Here is a 15,994-nt window from a genome sequence, read left to right as displayed (position 1 = left end):
AACCACTCGAGGTTAGCGTCAGCACACCGGTGCCCGCGTTGTACGAAGCCGCGATATTGCCGAACGTCGCGCTGCTGGTGTTCGTAAACGCCAGCACGTCCTCGCCGCTATGAAAATTACCGGTGACCACCACCGTCGCCGAGGAAAACGTGGACGTACCCGCGTCCGTGAGCGTCAGCCCCGAATCGATCGCCACCGGCGTCGAAGCCGTGTTGTCGCCCGCGACGAACGCGGCCGAGCCGGAGTCGGTCGTAATGACCGGGTTGGGATCGATGACGTCCACCGTTTTCGTTGCCGCTGCGCTACTCTCGGTGCCATCGTTGACGACGAAGGAAATCGTGCGGTTGCTGTAACTCGTGCTCGTGCTCGCGAATGTCACCGCATTGAAGGCATCGGCCCATTGCGCATCGGTGGCCGTTGCACCCGACGAAGTGAGCGTCAGCACGCCCGTACCGGCGTTGTACGATGCCACGATGTTGCCGAACTGCGTGGCATTCGTGTTCGTGAACGAGAGCGTGTCGCCGCTGTTGAAGCCGCTCGTGATCGACACCATGCCCGACGCCTGCGTGGTGTTGTCGAAATCGCTGACCGTTACCCCGGCGCTCACGTCCGCGGCCGCCGCGCCGCCGACGTAACTCGTCGTGCCGCCCGTCGTCGTGATGACCGGTGCCGCATCGACCACGTCGACGGTTTTCGTGGCGCTCACGCTATTGGTGGTGCCATCGTTGACCGCGAACGAGATCGTGCGATCGCCGTGGGTCGTGCCCGTGCTCGAAAACGTGACGGCGTCGAGCGCGTTCGTCCATTGCGCATCTGTGGCCGAGTCGCTCGCGGAGGTGAGTGCCAGCACGCCGCTGCCGCTGCTGTACAAGGCCGTGATGTTGCCGAAGGTCGTGCTGTTCGTGTTCGTGAACGCAAGGGTGTCGCCCGTCGCGTAGCCGCTCGTGATCGACACGGTAGCGGAGGCCTGCGTGCCCTTGCTCGGGTCGCTTACGCTCAGGCCGCTGTCCACGGCCGTGGCGCTCGCGCCGTCCGTGTAGTTCGTTGTGCCGCTCGAGGTCGTCACGATGGGCCGCGAATCGACATCGACGGTCTTCGTGACCGGCGTGCTCGACGTAATCCCGTCATAGACCGAGAAACTGATCGTACGCGCAGACGTGTTCGGGGCGGCTGCGATGTCGAGATAGCTCACGGCATCGAGCGCCGCCTGCCATTGGGCGAGGGTGGCAGTCGCACCGCTCGAGGTCAGCGTCAGTATGCCGGTGCCCGCGTTGTACGAAGCCCCGATATTGCCGAACGTCGCGCTGCTGGTGTTCGTAAACTCCAGCACGTCTTCGCCGCTGTGGAAGTTGCCGGTAATCGCCACCGTCGCCGAGGCCAGGGTCGACGATTCGGAGTCCGAGAGAGTCAGCCCAGAATTGACTGCGACCGGCGTGGCCGAGGCGCTATCGGCCGACGTGAAAGTCGTCGCGCCGCCCGTCGTGGTCACGGTCGGCGCCGCGACTTCGTTGTAGACGATATGGCCGAGCGTCGGCATGAGATTGCCGCCCTCGATCGCGAGGCTCGTCACGTCCGAGAAACCCGCCGTCGAAAGATCGACGGTCTGCGTGACGAAGCTGCCGTTCGAAACGATACTCGTCGAAACCGTTCCTCCACTCGCGAGGTTTCCCACGAAAGTCAGGTTGGTATCGGCTATGCCGTCGAAATCGAGGCTCTCGATGTTGAATGCCTTGCCGTCGGCCATCGTGATCGTGATCGACGAGATGCCGCCCGTGCCGTCCTCGTCGAACAAGAGCGCATTATCGGTGCCGTTTTCGTCGGGCAGCACCTGCAGGTTCGGGTCCTGCGTCACAGTATTGTCCGCCAGCGGGCCGGTCTTGGTGATCGTATAGGTGATACCGTCAAGCGTGAATGAGGCAGTCGATCCGGAGTCGTAACTGTTGTCGTCCGGATTCGTGAAATCCTCGACGGTCTCCGACAACACGTACTGGTAGCCTTGCTCGGCGGCACGGGAGAGCACCACCGGCGTATGCACGTCGCCCACTTCGTAATTCAGCGTCCAGCCGCCGCCTGACGCAGCCGAGCCGACCAGGTTCGTCGAGGCCGCAACGTTCAAGCCCGAAAGTGCCGAAATCTGCTGAACGAGCGCCGCGCCGTCACTGCCGGCGGCCACATCGCAGCCGTAGATCAGGAGGTCGCCGTTCGGCTTCATGGCCGCGCCGATCTGCGCGAGCACCGCGCTGTACTGCGACAGGTCGCCTTGATCGAGCAGCACGTTGCCCACCTGCACCTGCCCTTGCGCACCGTGCGAAATCAGATTGATGGCGTCGATGCCGCGATGCTGCTCCACATACTGCGCGATCTGCTCGAGGCCGTTGCTATCCGGGTTCAGCAGAACGACCTTCGCGTTGGCCGGCAGCCCGGTCAGCAATTCCTGATAGTCGGTCACGTTCGTATCGACGAACACGACTTCGTTTTCGGTCTGCGTACCTCGCTGGACCCCGTTCGCGAGCGCCGTCTTGTGGCCCTGCCCGCTCGCCGTATGACCCGAGGCACCGCCGACGTTGTTGCCAGGCGTCACACCCTCGCCCGGGACGATGGGCGAAGACGTTTTCTGCGCCTCCCAGGTTTCGTGATGGTGACTCGCCTCTCCATGACGGGCAACGGGCAACGCCGCCACCGAAGCCTCATAGACGATGCGCGGTTCGAGCGCGAGCAGGAGCGGAGCGGGCGCGACGGCCGGTGCGCGCGGCGCCGGCCGTGCGGCGAACCACTTGCGGAATTGTCGGGCGAGTCTCATGGTTGAAATGTCTCCGAAGCTGGCCGCCGGCGCCCGCAGGCACCGGCGTCGCGGTGCTGCCTACGAATGGGTCGGGTACATGCCCTGCAGCGCGATGATGCAGGTGAGCCCAAGGTACGGATTGCGCAGCGAGAACGACTCGCCAAGGGCCGCCGGACCGACTTGCACCGCCGGCGCCGAAGTCGTGACCGGCGCGTTGAACGGCGCGAGCGTGGTGTTCGCCGTGGCCAAAGTGGCCGGAATCGAAATCGCGGCGGTCCCCGTTGTCCGGCCCGAGGGCCGCGATGCGAAATACGTCCTGGGGAAAGTGGATGCCGGGGGAAGTTCGAAAATGGCCGGGAAGCGGACGTAGTTTTCGTCCATCGGCACGCCGGGCGGCGAGGCGGCAAGACGCGCATCGGCGGAAGGCTCGTCGGATGCGACGAGCACGAACCGCTGCCCGATTGCCGCAACAAGCGCGGCATGGGTGGGTACTGGCTTCACTCTGGCCCCCGGTCTGCAGGGATGAAAACATCCCGGTGCATGTTTATGCGTTAATTATTCAATGCGTTTTGTTATGCGTTACTGGCCGACTCGATCGGCCGCCCTGCTTCGCCGGCCATAAACCCTGCCGGCGCTACAACGTCACATCACGTCAACTCATCGCAGAACGGCTCGGCTTCCCGCCGCATCCGCTCAACCGGCGTTGCGCCGTTCAACACTACGTCGTCAAGGGAAAAACCGGGATCGGCAGCGGGCGGGCGGAATAAATCGACCGTGCAATTTCTCATTGCTTATTCGATACCGAATACAGCTAATACGGCTCCGTCAATAATCGTTCAGCGCTGACTCTCGCGGATCGTAAACGACCCGGTATGACGGCGCAATCGTGGTTAACGAAACCCAACACCTCATTTCATACAAAATACTTTCATTGGAAATCCCGCAATCGCTTTCCAATATGAACGGTAAGCTTTTCCCCCGCTACTATCGGCCTGAGCAGGGAAGCGGCATCAAAATAGAAAGGAATTTGCAATATTTCAAAGAATTACAAACAAGCCCTTTTTGACCGTCATCCGATAAATCATGCGGATTAAAGCAATTTCAGCGGCGACTCCCGGAGCGATTTCCTACCAAAGAAAAATCAACTCAGCACCTTGACGCAGACACGAATTAATGCAAACCGGATACCCGAGGTCCAGGTTAAGTCTCCGGGGGTAAATCGATACCGCGTCAGCGCCCGCCATCTCCCCGAAGCACGCCTTGCGCGGTCGCCCCCGTGGACGCAGTCGGGCTGGGGAAATCACTTAGAAAACAGCGCGCCCGCGGAAAGCGATCAGAAGGGCGGGCTTCCTTATACTGCCCCGCATGCCGACGCCCGCATCGACGGGCGCTTCCCGTACACAAGGAGACTGGAATGCCGCGCCGGGCAGGACCGCTGATCTGCACACTGCTGTGCTTCATCACGCTCACCGCGGCGCGGGCCGCGTATGCGCAGCCGATCGTGCTGATGACGGGCGGCGCCGCCAAGCTCGTGTACCTGCCGGTCGTGCTCGCGGACACGCTGGGTTACTTCCGGCGGCAAGGGCTCGATGTGCGCATCGTCTCCGCACCGGCCGGCATCGACACATCCACCGAACTCGTTGCGGGCGCAATCCAGGGCGCGGTCGGCTACTACGACCACACCATCACGCTGCAAAGCCGCGGCATGGACGTGCAGTCGGTCATCGTGCTGGCGCAGTCGGCCGGCCTCATCGAACTGGCCCGCAGCGACAGCACCATGCGAACTCTCGCCGACGCGCGCGGCCGCCGTCTGGGCGTAACCGGGTTCGGATCTTCGACCTATGTCCTGACGCGCTACCTCGTGGAGCGCGCCGGCGTGCCACCCGGGGCCTACACGCTCGTGCCGCTCGCAAGCGAAGCGGCGTTCGAGCAGGCTATCGTCGATGGCAGCGTCGATGCGGGGATGATCGAAGAGCCCACCGCCACGCGCATGCTGACGCGCCATGAAGTGCGGCCCCTCGTCGATCTGCGCAGCATGCAGGATACGCAGTCGCAGCTAGGCGGCCCTTATGTCGGCGCCTGTGTCTACATGCGGCGCGACTGGATCGACGCCCATCGGGACGAAACCGCGCGGCTGGTGCGCGCCGTACGCGACGCGCTGCGTTTCATCCGGACGCACAGCGACGCGGAGATCGCCGCCGTTGTGCCCGCAACGATACGCGGCAGCGACAAAGCGCTCTATCAGCAGGCCCTCGCTGCGGCGCGGCCCGCGTATTCGCCGACCGGGGCGATGCCGCAGAAGGGGCCGCCGGCCGTGCTCGCCGTGCTCGCTCAAGTCGATCCCGAAGTGTCGCCGCGTCACATCGATCTTGCGCGGACCTACACCAACCGCTTCGTCGAGACCCCGTCCACGGACGCAGACGCAGCAAGCCGCAACGGCGCAAGCGCGCGCTGACCTGCGCCAGCGTATTTCCTATCCCGTCCGGAGACAGTCTCATGCGAGCCATCCAGATACACGAATACGGCGGCCCCGAAGTGCTGCGGCGCGTCGAGATCGACATTCCGCAACCCGGGCCGGGTGAAGTGCTGGTGCGCGTGGTGTGCGCGGGCATCAACTTCATGGACGTACACACGCGGCAAGGCAAGTATCGCGATTCGCGCACCTACCCTGTGCGGCTGCCGTGCACGCTCGGCATGGAAGGCGCGGGCGAGGTGGTGAAAACGGGCGCGGGCGTGACGTCGCTGCGCACGGGCAACCGGGTGGCGTGGTGCATCTCGTGGGGCGCCTATGCGGACTACGCGGTGGTGCCGGCCGCGCGTCTGGCGAAGCTGCCCGCGCGCATTGCCTACGACGTTGCGGCCGCCGCGATCTTCCAGGGTTCGACCGCGCACTATCTGCTGGACGACGTCGCGCACATCGAAGCGGGCCATACCTGCCTCGTGCATGCCGCTTCGGGCGGGATCGGCCAGTTGCTGGTCCAGCTTGCGAAGCGGCGCGGCGCCACGGTGTTCGCCACCACGAGTTCGCCCGAAAAAGCCGCCATCGCGCAGGCGCGCGGCGCCGATCACGTGCTCATGTACGAAGACGGCGGCTTTGCGGACCGCATCCGCGAACTTACGCACGGCAAAGGCGTGGACGTGGTGTTCGACGCCGTGGGCCACACCACGCTGCGCGACAGCTTCCGGGCCACACGCACGCGCGGTCTCGTCGTGAACTACGGTTCGGTCACCGGCCCCATTCGCGACCTCGATCCGTACGAACTCGGCGAAGCGGGCTCGCTGTTTCTCACGCGGCCGAGGCTCGCCGATCACATTGCCGACGCAGCAACGGTACAGCGCCGCGCCGACGACGTATTCGCAGCCATCGCACAAGGCGCGCTGCACATCGAGATCAACGGGCGCTACACGCTCGATACCGTCGAGGCCGCGCACGCCGCGCTCGAAGAACGCCGCCAGGCAGGCAAGGCCGTGATGGACATCGGCTAGCTGCGCCTCCCCTTTAGCACTGCGAACAATCTGCCCGGCGCGCGCCTCGTGCGCCGGTTGTCGAGACTCGTCCTTACGTTACAAGAGGGCATCATGGAACCATCTAGCGCACGTCGTCCCGAATCGCACTTCCGGTCGGTTTTCCGCGTCGTCAGCGGCAACTTTCTCGAGATGTACGACTTCACCGTCTACGCGTATTACGCGAGCGCCATCGCTCGCACCTTCTTCCCCGCGGAAAGCGAATTCGTGTCGCTTCTGCTCGCACTCTCGGTGTTCGGCGCGGGGTTCGTCATGCGCCCCATCGGCGCGCTGGTGCTCGGCGCCTACGTGGACCGCCACGGACGCCGCAAGGGTCTCATTCTCTCGCTCTCGCTGATGGCGATCGGCACCGCCTGCGTTGCCTTCGTGCCGGGCTACGCCACCATCGGCATCGTGGCACCCATCGTCGTGCTGCTGGGGCGCCTGCTCCAGGGCTTTTCCGCAGGCGTGGAACTGGGCGGCGTCTCGGTCTATCTGGCGGAGATCGCGCCGCCCGGCAAACGCGGCTTTTTCTGCGCGTGGCAGTCGGGCAGCCAGCAGGTTGCCGTGATCTTCGCGGCGGCCCTGGGCGTGCTGCTCAACCAGCTTCTGCCGGCGAGCGAGGTAACCGCATGGGGCTGGCGCGTGCCGTTCCTGATCGGCTGCCTGATCGTGCCGTTCCTGTTCCTGATTCGCCGCACGCTGCGCGAAACCGACGAATTCGCCGCGCGCAAGCATCACCCCAGCATGGGCGAGATCATGAAGTCCATGCTCGGCAATGCCGGGCTGATCGTCGCAGGCATGGGGCTCGTGGTGATGACCACCGCCTCGTTCTACCTCATCACCACGTACACGCCCACGTTCGGCAAGACCGTCCTGCATCTTTCCGCCCTCGATTCGCTGATCGTCACCCTGTGCGTGGGGATCTCGAACCTGATCTGGCTGCCCATCTCCGGCGCCGTTTCCGATCGCATCGGGCGGCGCCCCATCCTGCTGATCTTCACCGCGCTGACCATCCTGACCTCGTATCCGGCGATGCAGTGGCTCGTGGCGGCGCCCTCCTTCGAACGGCTGCTGCTGGTGCAACTGTGGCTCTCGGTGCTCTACGCATGGTACAACGGTGCGATGGTCGTGGCCCTCACCGAACTGATGCCGGCGCACGTGCGCACGACGGGCTTCTCGATGGCCTATAGCCTCGCGACGCTGGTGGGCGGCTTCACGCCGGCCATCTCGACCTGGCTCATCCATATCACCGGCGACAAGGCCGCACCGGGCGCGTGGATGGGACTCGCCGGACTGTGCGGCGCGGTGGCGACGCTGGTAATCTACCGTTCGCAGCGGGCGCGCAATCGTTACGAGGCGGCCTGATTCTTCTGCACTTTTCTGCCCGATGAGACTCCTGCTGATCGAAGACAACCCGCAGCTCGCGCACTGGCTCTCGAAGATGCTGGCCGACGAGGGTTTCCTCGTCGAGCACGCGCCCGACGGCGAAACCGCCGAGGCCATCCTGCACGATGCGCGCTACGACGTCGTGCTGCTCGATCTGAACCTGCCTGGCATGTCCGGCAAGGCGCTCCTGCGCCGCATGCGGGAGCACGCCAACGAAACGCCCGTGCTGGTGCTGACCGCCACGGGCGACGTGGGCGAAAAGGTCATCTGCCTGAGCGCGGGCGCCGACGACTACGTGGTCAAGCCGTTCGACGACCGCGAACTGGTGGCCCGCATCAAGGTGCTGGCGCGCCGCCATGCGCCGGCGCGCACGAACCGCATCCGCTGCGGCACGCTGCTCTACGACATGGACCGGCGCCAATTCTTCGTCGGCGACGAAGCGCTCTCGCTCACGCCGCGCGAGCATGCCGTGCTCGAAGCGCTGATCCTGCAGGCGGGCCGTACCGTGTCGAAGGCGGTGCTGGCCGGGGCCGTCAACGACGGCGATGCGCCGCCGAGCGGCGACGCCATCGAAATCTACGTCTCGCGCCTCAGAAAGAAGATCGAGAAAAGCACCGCGGCCATCATCACGCTGCGCGGGCTAGGCTACCTGCTCGAACATGAAGAAGCGCCGCGAACGTAGTCTGCGGGCGCGGCTGCTGCTCTGGCTCATCGTGCCGATGACGGCGTTCAGCCTCGTTGCGGGCTGGCTCACGCATGCCAATGCGCAGCGCACCGCCGATCTTTTGCAGGATGCCGCACTCCTCGCGGCCGCGCGCGTGATGGCAGCCGACGTGCGCTGGAACGGCGACACGCTGGTCGCGTCCGTTTCGCCCAGCACGATCCAGATCGTTGGCACACCTGAGGGCGATCAGGTGTTCTACCGCGTGGAAGTGGCGGGCGGCGCCGTGATCGCCGGCACGTCCGATTTTCCTCCCCCGCATCTTTCCCTGCCGCTTGCCGCCGGATCGCCGGACTGGTACGACGCACGCGTTTTGCAAACGCCGATCCGCGCGGTTTCGCTCGTGCGCCCCATGTACGATGCGGGCCGCACCATCGACGTGGTGGTGTCGGTCGGCCGCACGCAGATCGCCCGCGACGCCATGATTGCATCGCTCTGGAAGCCGCAACTCGCGTACATCCTCGGCAGCATTGCGGCAGCCATGGTGCTGGTGAGCCTCGGCCTCACGCTCGAACTGCGCCCGCTCTCGCGGCTCGCCGCCGGGCTCGCGGGCCGTCCGACGCCTGGCCGCGTGCGCATCGATACCGCCGACGTGCATGCCGAGTTGCAGCCGCTCATCGCGGCCTTCAACGCGTGCCTCGACGTGATCGAGCGTCAGGCCATGACGCAGCGCCGCTTTATCGCCGATGCCGCGCACCAGATCCGCACCCCGCTCACCCTGCTCGGCATGCAGCTTCAGTACGCGCGCCGCCAGGGGCGCCTCGAAGACGTGCGGGAAACGCTGCTGGCGATGCATCACAGCAATCAGGCCATGGTGTCGCTGATCAACCAGTTGCTCATGCTGGCGCAGGCCGAAGCCGCCGACTACAGCGCGTTCCATGGCGAGGCCGTGGACATGAGCGAGGTGACGGCGCGCGCCGTCGAGAAGCTAGCGCTTGCCGCGCGCCGAAAGGACATCGAACTGGTGGTGTCGATCGAACCGCCTCTGGTCGTGAACGGCAGCGAAACCTTGCTCTCGGCCGCGCTCTCGAATCTCATCGACAATGCGATCCGCTACGCGCCCGATGGCACGCAAGTGACCATCGACGCGAGGCAATCCGATGGCACCGTGACGATCCAGGTGCTCGACCAGGGCGCCGGCATTCCGGAAGAACTGCGCGAACGCGTGTTCGAACCGTTCTTCCGTGCGTCGGGCGAAGAAGGGAGCGGGCTCGGCCTCGCCATCGCGAAGGAAATCGTGCGCGCCCACAACGGCACGATGTCGCTCGGCACGCCTCGCGACGGCAAGGGACTACGCGTGCAGATGAACTTGCCGGCGCAAACCGGGACGTGACGAGATACACCCGATGGCCCTGAGCGTCGAGCGCCATCGTCTTCGCCCCCTCCAGCGTCCGGAGGTCTTGTGCCGGTGGTGACGGCACCGGTGAATCAAGCAGATTGCCGAGACCGCACGGGATTCCACGCTTTGTGTACGAACTCAAGACGGTTGCCGTCGAAGTCGGCGACGTTGGCGGCGTAGTAGCCGGGGGCGAAGTAGGTGCGGTCCGCTGGTTTTCCCTCGTCGGTGCCGCCTGCCTGGATCGCGGCTGCGTAAGCGGCATCGACCAGTCCATTGCTGTCGCAGACGATCCCGAGGTAAATGCCGGTCTCGCCAGGCTTGCGTTGGCGCAGCCAGATGCTCGATCCGACCGCGTTACCTTTGCCGTACACATCGTCGCCGATGCCGTAAAGATCAGGGACACCCTCGGGTCCCGAAGCGGAATCGTAGTTGCCGAACAGGCTCCAGCCGAGTGGCTTCAGCGCTTCGGAATAGAAGGCCAGCGACTTCTCGATGTTGGTAACGGAAATATAGACGTGGTCGATCATGGGGGCACCTTCAACGTGGACAGATTCGACGATAGCAAACCAGGGGATATTCTGCGCAAGTCCGAAGTGCGGCAAATGAGCGAATTGCTGGCGATCTGCGCTGGCGTGTCGAGCGACCACTTCTGGCCGCCCAGCGCCCGACGCCCGGGCGCGAAGATCGACCGGGCGCTTCGACATCGCCCCCGCGTTCAGGGAATCGCTTTTTGTTATCGACACTCCGGCTGCTCAGACAACGGCCCCGATGCAGAGGCTCGCGATCGGGGAATTGACCACGGCAAACCCCTGAAGCACTTCATGCGCCGGCACCGCGTCACGCGACCTTTGCAAGCCGCGTGCGCGTGCTGGCCGTCTCGCCCGACAGGGTTTCGCGCACGTAGCGTGCGAATTCCTGCGCGGCGGGGAGCACCGTTGCGGGTAATCGCAGGCAGATCGCGAACGAGGGCAATACGGGCAAACCGGCCGCTTGCGGCCCGAGCATTTCCAGGTCGGCCGGCACGGTCGATTCGAGCCACGCCGTGATCGCAAGGCCCGCACGCACCATTGCGGCCGTCGCTTCGAGGTTGCCGCTTTCGAATACGGTGCGCCATGCAATGCCTTCGTCGGCGAGCGCACCCAGCACCACGGGGCGGAACGCGCAGCGTTCGTCCACCATCGAGAGCGGCAACGGCCGCTTCTGCCACGCGTCGCTGTCGCGGCTCTTCACCCATACCAGCGGCTCGACGCGGACCACTTCGCCCTCCGCACCGCTCGCCACGTATTCGACCAGCGACACGTCCACGCGCCCGCTATTCACCGCCTCGTTCAATTCCGGCGACGCCGCGCAGACCAGCGAGATTTCCACATGCGGATGCGCCTCGGTGAATGCCTTCATCGCGGGCGCAAGCGGCGTCACGAGATCGTAGGGCACGCCCACGCGCAGGCTGCCGCGCAGGTCTTGCGCGGTCATGTCGGCCCAGATTTCGTCGTTCAGGCGCAGCAACTGACGCGCTTTGGCCAGAAACTGCTCGCCCTGCCGGGACAGCTCCAGCTTGCGGGCACGGCGCACGAACAGCAGGCAGTCCAGCACGTCCTCCAGGCGCTTCACCTGCTGGCTCACCGCACCCTGCGTCATGTGCAGCAGATTCGCCGCCACGGTCATGCTGCCGCTATCGGCCACGGCAACGAAGGTACGGATCAGGTCGAGATCGAGATTTCGGGTCATCCTTCGCTCATCGTTCGCTCATCGTTCGCGCATCGTTCGCATTAGGTCGCGTAATGCATCGCATCAATATTATTGGCTTTTGCGATGGATCTGCAAGCCGTACAGTGTGGGCCAGAACACCCGGACCCGTCACGATGGCTTCGATCCTGCCCCTTCTCCTCTTTGTCGCCGTCGCGACGCTCACGCCCGGCGGCGCCACCACGCTCGCCACCGCTTCGGGCGCGCGCTTTGGCTTTGCTCGCTCCGTTCCGCTGATGCTCGGCATCGCTCTCGGGCTGGCCTTACTGGCCGCCATCGCCGCCCTCGGTCTCGGCGGTCTGCTGCTCGCGGCGCCTGCGCTGCAAACGGCCGTAAGGGCGCTCGGCTCCGCCTATCTGCTCTGGCTCGCGTGGCGTATCGCGCGAAGCGGGCCGCCGAACGCGGGCAACGGCCCCGCGAAGCCGGTCACGTTATTCAACGGTTTTCTGCTCTTGTGGCTCAATCCAAAAAGCTGGGCGATGACGGTGGGTGCAGCAGCATCTTTCGCCATGCTAACTAATGGCTCGGAAAGACTGGCACTGCTGCTCGGCGCCGCATTCGGCATCGCTGCGTGCGTGTCGCTCGCGCTGTGGTGCCTGTTCGGCGTACTGCTCGCGCGGCTGATTCGCACCCCGCGGCACTGGCGCATACTCAACCTTGCGATGGGCGTGCTGCTCGCCGCCTCCGTTATTCCGACCTGGAGATAATCATGCCTCTTCACCCGTTCGCCGAATCATTCGACATCGAAGCCGCCTTCGGCGATGTATCGGACTACTGGTCACCCAAGGTCGTCGCGCGCATCAACGATCAATATGTGAAAGTCGCGAAAGTTCGCGGCCAGCTCGTGTGGCACGACCATGCAGACGAAGACGAATTGTTCTTCGTCGTGCGCGGGCACCTCAAGATCGAATACGAAGGCGGCCGCATTGTCGATGTGCCTGCCGGTTCGATGCATGTGGTGCCGCGCGGCACGCTGCACAACCCCGTGGCGGAAAACGAATGCTGGATCGTGCTGATCGAGCCTGTGCAGACGAAGCACACGGGCGACGTCGATTCGCCGTTGACGAAGACGGTCGATGAGCAGTTGCGTTAGTCACGGAAACGGCACGTGCGCCACGTGCCTGCTGCGCAAATGTCTCCCCTCTATAGCGTCGTAGCGTTACCGTTGCGATCCCGCTCCGATACCTTGTGCGCCTGCAGGCGGCGCTTGAGCCACATTGCCGCCTTGCCCAGCACCCGCGCTTTCGGCCAGATCAGATCGACCCCCACCAGCCAGTCGGTATGCGGATAGGCGGCCAGTTGCAATTCGACGAACTCGCCGCTTTCCAGCTCGCGCAGCATCAATTGGCGCGGCAGGGTCGTCCAGCCCAGTCCCGCGCGTGCCATTTCGAGCAGCGCCAGATAGCTCTCGGCCTGCCAGCTGCGCGCCGAATCGAGGTACTCGGTGGAGGGCAGCGTATTGTTGTGCGCACTGAAAACGAGGCGACGCTGCGAGCGCAACTCGGCAAAGCTCACGCTCTTCTGCTTCGCCAGCGGATGATCGTGCCGCGCCACGTGCGCGAGGATCAGCTTGCCCATCTGCGAAAAGCCGAGGTCGCGCGGATACGCGGGCTGCGCGAAGGCAACCCCCAGATCCACCTCGTCCTTCACGAGTAATTCGGCCACGTTGCCCAGCAAGGGGTGGCGAATGTCGAGATCGACGTTCGGAAACTGCGTGGCGAAATCCGCAATGGCGGGCATCAGCGCCGGGTACGGCACTTCGATCGCGAGCGTGATGCGCGGCTCGACCAGTTCGCCCAGGTCGTTGGCGTGCGATTCGAGGTCGAGACACCGCTCCAGCACCAACTCCACTTCATTGAGCAGTTTGCGGCCCGCCGGCGTGAGCACGGGCAGCTTGCTCGTGCGGTCGAAAAGCGGCAGGCCCCAGTCCACTTCGAGATTCGCAATGGCAATGCTGATGGTGGATTGCGTCTTGCCGAGGCTGCGGGCGGCGGCGGAGAACGAACCCGTCTTCACCACCCGGGCAAACATTTCGAGCTGGTCGAGCGAATAGCGCATGGCGCTTCCCTGATTATTGAAAAAATCGATGGATATTGATTTGGATCCATCGCCTGCGTGGGGGATTATGGCGCACCAGCCCGGTCGTGGCGAGCCGCCCCGGGACAGGCATTCCCCAGGTGCCGCGCCGCCGAGGCTGGTTTCAAAACGACATCAGGAGACAGTTCATGAGCAAGCGCAGTCCTCATCCCGTCGACGAAATCTTGCCGCTGCGGCAACTCGCCAGCTACGGGCTGCAGCACGTCCTGGTCATGTATGCGGGCGCCGTGGCCGTGCCGCTCATTCTCGGCAGCGCACTGGGGTTGACGCAGCAGCAGATGGTCACGCTCATCAACGCGAATCTGCTGACCTCCGGTATTGCCACGCTGATTCAGACGATCGGCATCTGGAAGTTCGGCGCACGGCTGCCGTTGATCCAGGGCTGCTCTTTCATCGCAATTGCCCCCATGATCATGATCGGCAAGCAATACGGCCTCGCCTACGTGTTCGGCTCCGTGATTGCCGCCGGCGCGCTGACCGTTGCCATCGCGCCTGTGTTCAGCCGCTTGCTGCGCTTTTTCCCGCCGGTCGTGATCGGCAGCCTGATCACGATTATCGGCGTCTCGCTCATGCCGGCCGCGGCGATCTGGCTGGGCGGCGGCAATCCGGACGCCCCTGGCTTCGGGTCCATGGCGAACCTGCTGCTGGGATTCGCAACGGTGAGCGTGACGCTCTTCGTCTATGCGCGTTTCAAGGGCTTCGTCGGCAACCTCTCGGTGCTGATCGGCCTGCTCGTGGGCACCATCGTCGCCGCCGTTTGCGGCATGACGAATTTTGCGCACGTTGGCGACGCCGCCTGGTTCGAGATCAGCGCGCCCTTCGCCTTCGGCCTGCCCCGCTTCGACGTCGCGCCGGTCCTGGTGATGGCACTGGCCATGCTGGTTATCATGGCGGAAACCACCGGCAACGTGCTGGCGATCGGTACGATCATCGGCCGCCCGTCGACACAGAAAACGCTCGGCAACGCGTTTCGCGCCGATGGCCTTTCCACCATGCTGGGCGGTATTTTCAACAGCTTTCCGTACAACGCATTCACGCAAAACACCGGCTTGATCGCGCTGTCCAATGTGAAGAGCCGCTACGTGGTTGCATCGGCGGGGGCCATCATGATCCTCATGGGACTCTTTCCCAAGCTCGGCGCGGTGATTGCTTCGGTGCCCCGGCCGGTACTGGGCGGCTGCGCCATCGTCATGTTCGGCATGACCACGGTCGCGGGCATTCAGGAACTCTCGCGCGTGAGGTTCGACGGGACCCGCAATGCCATCGTCGTCGCGGTTTCCGTGAGTGTCGGGGTTCTGCCGATGTCGTTTCCTTCGCTCTTTTCGCATGTGAGCGGACCGGCGAAGCTCATTCTGGATAGCGGTATTTTCCTCGGTGCCCTCACGGCTATCGTGCTCAACGTGCTGCTCAATCGCGAAGACCATGCGGCCGGAACGCACGAGGCGCATGAGACGCACGAGGCACATGAAGCGCACGAAAACGCAAACGCGGAAGCGCAATAACCCCTAACCAATTTCAACAGGATTCCGAATGAATACCATTACGACCAGCCAGCCCGCTCAACTCGATGAACGCGACATGGCGCTCCTGCGCGCCGCCATCGAACTCGCCGACGAATCGCGCAAGAACGGCCACCACCCGTTCGCCGCCATCGTAGCGGACGAGCACGGCAACATCGTGGCCTCCGCGGGCAACAACTCCACGCCGCCGGAAGGCGATCCCACCCAGCACGCCGAACTGGCCGCCGCCGCGAAAGCCGCCCGCCTGCTCACGCCGGAACAACTCTCCCGCTGCACCCTCTATACGAGTGCCGAGCCCTGCTGCATGTGTTCCGGCGCCATCTACTGGTGCAACATCGGGCGTGTCGTCTATGCGCTTTCCGAGCATCGCCTGCTCGGCCTCACGGGCTCGCACCCCGAGAACCCGACGTTCTCCCTGCCCTGCCGCGAAGTCTTCGCGCGCGGCCAGCGACATGTCGAAGTAGCCGGCCCGCTGCTCGAAGACGAGGCGGCCCGCTCGCACGACGGCTTCTGGGCGTAGGTGGCGCCATGCCCGGTATTTCACTGCATGTCGTGGACGTCGCTCGCGGCGTCGTTGCGGAAGGTTTGTCGGTGAAGGTGGAACGCATCGACGGAGCCGGCCGGGTGCTGCTGTGCAGGGGGCGCATCGGCGCGAACGGTTCGCTCGGCGCCCTGGATACGCTCGCTGCGGCCTGCCTGCCCGGGGTCTATGAAATCACGCTTGGAGCGGGAGCGTGGTATTACGGTCACGGCATGGCCGATGCGGAACTGCCCTTTCTGGGCGATGTGACCTACCGCTTCGGCCTGGCCGATGCGGCACAGCACTATCACCTGCCCGTGAAGATGACACCGTGGGGGTTGTCGTGTTTTCGCGGCGGGGCTTGAGCGGCGGACAG

Annotated in this window: 16 protein-coding genes; 11 read left to right on the top strand and 5 right to left on the bottom strand. The window is 64.5% G+C overall.

Annotated features, from left to right (window positions below; all coding sequences use genetic code 11):
• Together BFE01S_RS42025 and BFE01S_RS42020 are read right to left on the bottom strand one after the other, a co-directional pair.
• The coding region (locus tag BFE01S_RS42025; protein ID WP_156967125.1) for a DUF4347 domain-containing protein at positions 1-2,800 on the bottom strand (2,800 nt) is incomplete at its 3' end.
• Positions 2,801-2,860: 60 nt separating this feature from the next.
• Positions 2,861-3,283 (bottom strand): hypothetical protein, encoded by a 423-nt coding sequence (locus tag BFE01S_RS42020; protein WP_156967124.1) that lies wholly within the window; start codon positions 3,281-3,283, stop codon positions 2,861-2,863.
• 385 nt (positions 3,284-3,668) lie between these two features.
• Here BFE01S_RS42020 and BFE01S_RS44525 point away from each other — a divergent pair, with 385 nt between their 5' ends.
• From BFE01S_RS44525 to BFE01S_RS22970, 6 genes are all read left to right on the top strand, one after another.
• Positions 3,669-3,848 (top strand): hypothetical protein, encoded by a 180-nt coding sequence (locus BFE01S_RS44525; protein ID WP_156967123.1) that lies wholly within the window; start codon positions 3,669-3,671, stop codon positions 3,846-3,848.
• A gap of 348 nt (positions 3,849-4,196) precedes the next feature.
• A complete protein-coding gene (locus BFE01S_RS39800; protein ID WP_042338277.1) occupies positions 4,197-5,237 on the top strand; it encodes an ABC transporter substrate-binding protein in 1,041 nt (346 codons plus the stop codon).
• 41 nt (positions 5,238-5,278) lie between these two features.
• Complete coding sequence (locus tag BFE01S_RS22985) at positions 5,279-6,268, top strand: quinone oxidoreductase family protein (RefSeq protein WP_028227521.1); 990 nt, start codon at positions 5,279-5,281, stop codon at positions 6,266-6,268.
• Positions 6,269-6,361: 93 nt separating this feature from the next.
• A complete protein-coding gene (gene tcuC / locus BFE01S_RS22980; protein WP_042338276.1) occupies positions 6,362-7,654 on the top strand; it encodes an MFS transporter in 1,293 nt (430 codons plus the stop codon).
• A 22-nt stretch (positions 7,655-7,676) separates the two neighbouring features.
• The gene (locus BFE01S_RS22975) at positions 7,677-8,357 is read left to right on the top strand and encodes a response regulator transcription factor (protein WP_028227519.1); all 681 of its coding nucleotides are present in this window, start codon (positions 7,677-7,679) and stop codon (positions 8,355-8,357) included.
• Positions 8,335-9,729: a sensor histidine kinase gene (locus BFE01S_RS22970; RefSeq protein ID WP_028227518.1), complete on the top strand. Its 1,395-nt coding sequence runs from the start codon at positions 8,335-8,337 to the stop codon at positions 9,727-9,729. Before BFE01S_RS22975 ends, BFE01S_RS22970 begins: the two co-directional genes overlap by 23 nt.
• 95 nt (positions 9,730-9,824) lie before the next feature.
• Here BFE01S_RS22970 and BFE01S_RS22965 read toward each other — a convergent pair whose 3' ends face one another.
• Both BFE01S_RS22965 and BFE01S_RS22960 read right to left on the bottom strand, forming a co-directional pair.
• Positions 9,825-10,439: a VOC family protein gene (locus tag BFE01S_RS22965; protein ID WP_218002922.1), complete on the bottom strand. Its 615-nt coding sequence runs from the start codon at positions 10,437-10,439 to the stop codon at positions 9,825-9,827.
• Positions 10,440-10,572: 133 nt separating this feature from the next.
• Positions 10,573-11,463 carry a LysR substrate-binding domain-containing protein gene (locus BFE01S_RS22960; protein WP_028227516.1) on the bottom strand — a complete coding sequence of 297 codons (891 nt, stop codon included), beginning with the start codon at positions 11,461-11,463 and terminating at the stop codon, positions 10,573-10,575.
• A 134-nt stretch (positions 11,464-11,597) separates the two neighbouring features.
• On the opposite strand from BFE01S_RS22960, the gene BFE01S_RS22955 reads away from it, so the two are divergent.
• On the top strand, positions 11,598-12,188 hold the full coding sequence (locus tag BFE01S_RS22955) for a LysE family translocator (protein ID WP_028227515.1): 591 nt from the start codon (positions 11,598-11,600) through the stop codon (positions 12,186-12,188).
• A 2-nt stretch (positions 12,189-12,190) separates the two neighbouring features.
• The gene (locus BFE01S_RS22950) at positions 12,191-12,574 is read left to right on the top strand and encodes a cupin domain-containing protein (RefSeq protein ID WP_028227514.1); all 384 of its coding nucleotides are present in this window, start codon (positions 12,191-12,193) and stop codon (positions 12,572-12,574) included.
• A 50-nt stretch (positions 12,575-12,624) separates the two neighbouring features.
• Here BFE01S_RS22950 and BFE01S_RS22945 read toward each other — a convergent pair whose 3' ends face one another.
• Positions 12,625-13,539, bottom strand: coding sequence for a LysR family transcriptional regulator (locus tag BFE01S_RS22945; protein WP_028227513.1), 915 nt, complete (start codon positions 13,537-13,539; stop codon positions 12,625-12,627).
• Between the two features lie 167 nt (positions 13,540-13,706).
• On the opposite strand from BFE01S_RS22945, the gene BFE01S_RS39795 reads away from it, so the two are divergent.
• Genes BFE01S_RS39795 through BFE01S_RS22930 form a run of 3 tightly spaced genes read left to right on the top strand, consistent with a single transcriptional unit; the run spans position 13,707 to position 15,983 of the window.
• Positions 13,707-15,080 carry a nucleobase:cation symporter-2 family protein gene (locus tag BFE01S_RS39795; protein ID WP_042338274.1) on the top strand — a complete coding sequence of 458 codons (1,374 nt, stop codon included), beginning with the start codon at positions 13,707-13,709 and terminating at the stop codon, positions 15,078-15,080.
• A gap of 28 nt (positions 15,081-15,108) precedes the next feature.
• On the top strand, positions 15,109-15,618 hold the full coding sequence (locus tag BFE01S_RS22935; protein ID WP_028227512.1) for a nucleoside deaminase: 510 nt from the start codon (positions 15,109-15,111) through the stop codon (positions 15,616-15,618).
• Between the two features lie 8 nt (positions 15,619-15,626).
• Positions 15,627-15,983 carry a hydroxyisourate hydrolase gene (locus BFE01S_RS22930; RefSeq protein WP_028227511.1) on the top strand — a complete coding sequence of 119 codons (357 nt, stop codon included), beginning with the start codon at positions 15,627-15,629 and terminating at the stop codon, positions 15,981-15,983.
• Positions 15,984-15,994 lie beyond the last annotated feature (11 nt).

The sequence above is a fragment of the Paraburkholderia ferrariae NBRC 106233 genome, from assembly GCF_000685035.1.
GTDB lineage: Bacteria > Pseudomonadota > Gammaproteobacteria > Burkholderiales > Burkholderiaceae > Paraburkholderia > Paraburkholderia ferrariae.
This window is presented reverse-complemented; position numbering and strand designations above follow the sequence as displayed.

What these genes read in the sequence shown, in the direction of transcription:
- BFE01S_RS39800 (WP_042338277.1), top strand. Translation starts at nt 4,197, where the DNA reads ATGCCGCGCCGGGCAGGACCGCTGATCTGCACACTGCTGTGCTTCATC.
- BFE01S_RS22985 (WP_028227521.1), top strand. Translation starts at nt 5,279, where the DNA reads ATGCGAGCCATCCAGATACACGAATACGGCGGCCCCGAAGTGCTGCGG.
- tcuC (WP_042338276.1), top strand. Translation starts at nt 6,362, where the DNA reads ATGGAACCATCTAGCGCACGTCGTCCCGAATCGCACTTCCGGTCGGTT.
- BFE01S_RS22975 (WP_028227519.1), top strand. Translation starts at nt 7,677, where the DNA reads ATGAGACTCCTGCTGATCGAAGACAACCCGCAGCTCGCGCACTGGCTC.
- BFE01S_RS22970 (WP_028227518.1), top strand. Translation starts at nt 8,335, where the DNA reads ATGAAGAAGCGCCGCGAACGTAGTCTGCGGGCGCGGCTGCTGCTCTGG.
- BFE01S_RS22965 (WP_218002922.1), bottom strand. Translation starts at nt 10,439, where the DNA reads ATGTCGAAGCGCCCGGTCGATCTTCGCGCCCGGGCGTCGGGCGCTGGG.
- BFE01S_RS22960 (WP_028227516.1), bottom strand. Translation starts at nt 11,463, where the DNA reads ATGACCCGAAATCTCGATCTCGACCTGATCCGTACCTTCGTTGCCGTG.
- BFE01S_RS22955 (WP_028227515.1), top strand. Translation starts at nt 11,598, where the DNA reads ATGGCTTCGATCCTGCCCCTTCTCCTCTTTGTCGCCGTCGCGACGCTC.
- BFE01S_RS22950 (WP_028227514.1), top strand. Translation starts at nt 12,191, where the DNA reads ATGCCTCTTCACCCGTTCGCCGAATCATTCGACATCGAAGCCGCCTTC.
- BFE01S_RS22945 (WP_028227513.1), bottom strand. Translation starts at nt 13,539, where the DNA reads ATGCGCTATTCGCTCGACCAGCTCGAAATGTTTGCCCGGGTGGTGAAG.
- BFE01S_RS39795 (WP_042338274.1), top strand. Translation starts at nt 13,707, where the DNA reads ATGAGCAAGCGCAGTCCTCATCCCGTCGACGAAATCTTGCCGCTGCGG.
- BFE01S_RS22935 (WP_028227512.1), top strand. Translation starts at nt 15,109, where the DNA reads ATGAATACCATTACGACCAGCCAGCCCGCTCAACTCGATGAACGCGAC.
- BFE01S_RS22930 (WP_028227511.1), top strand. Translation starts at nt 15,627, where the DNA reads ATGCCCGGTATTTCACTGCATGTCGTGGACGTCGCTCGCGGCGTCGTT.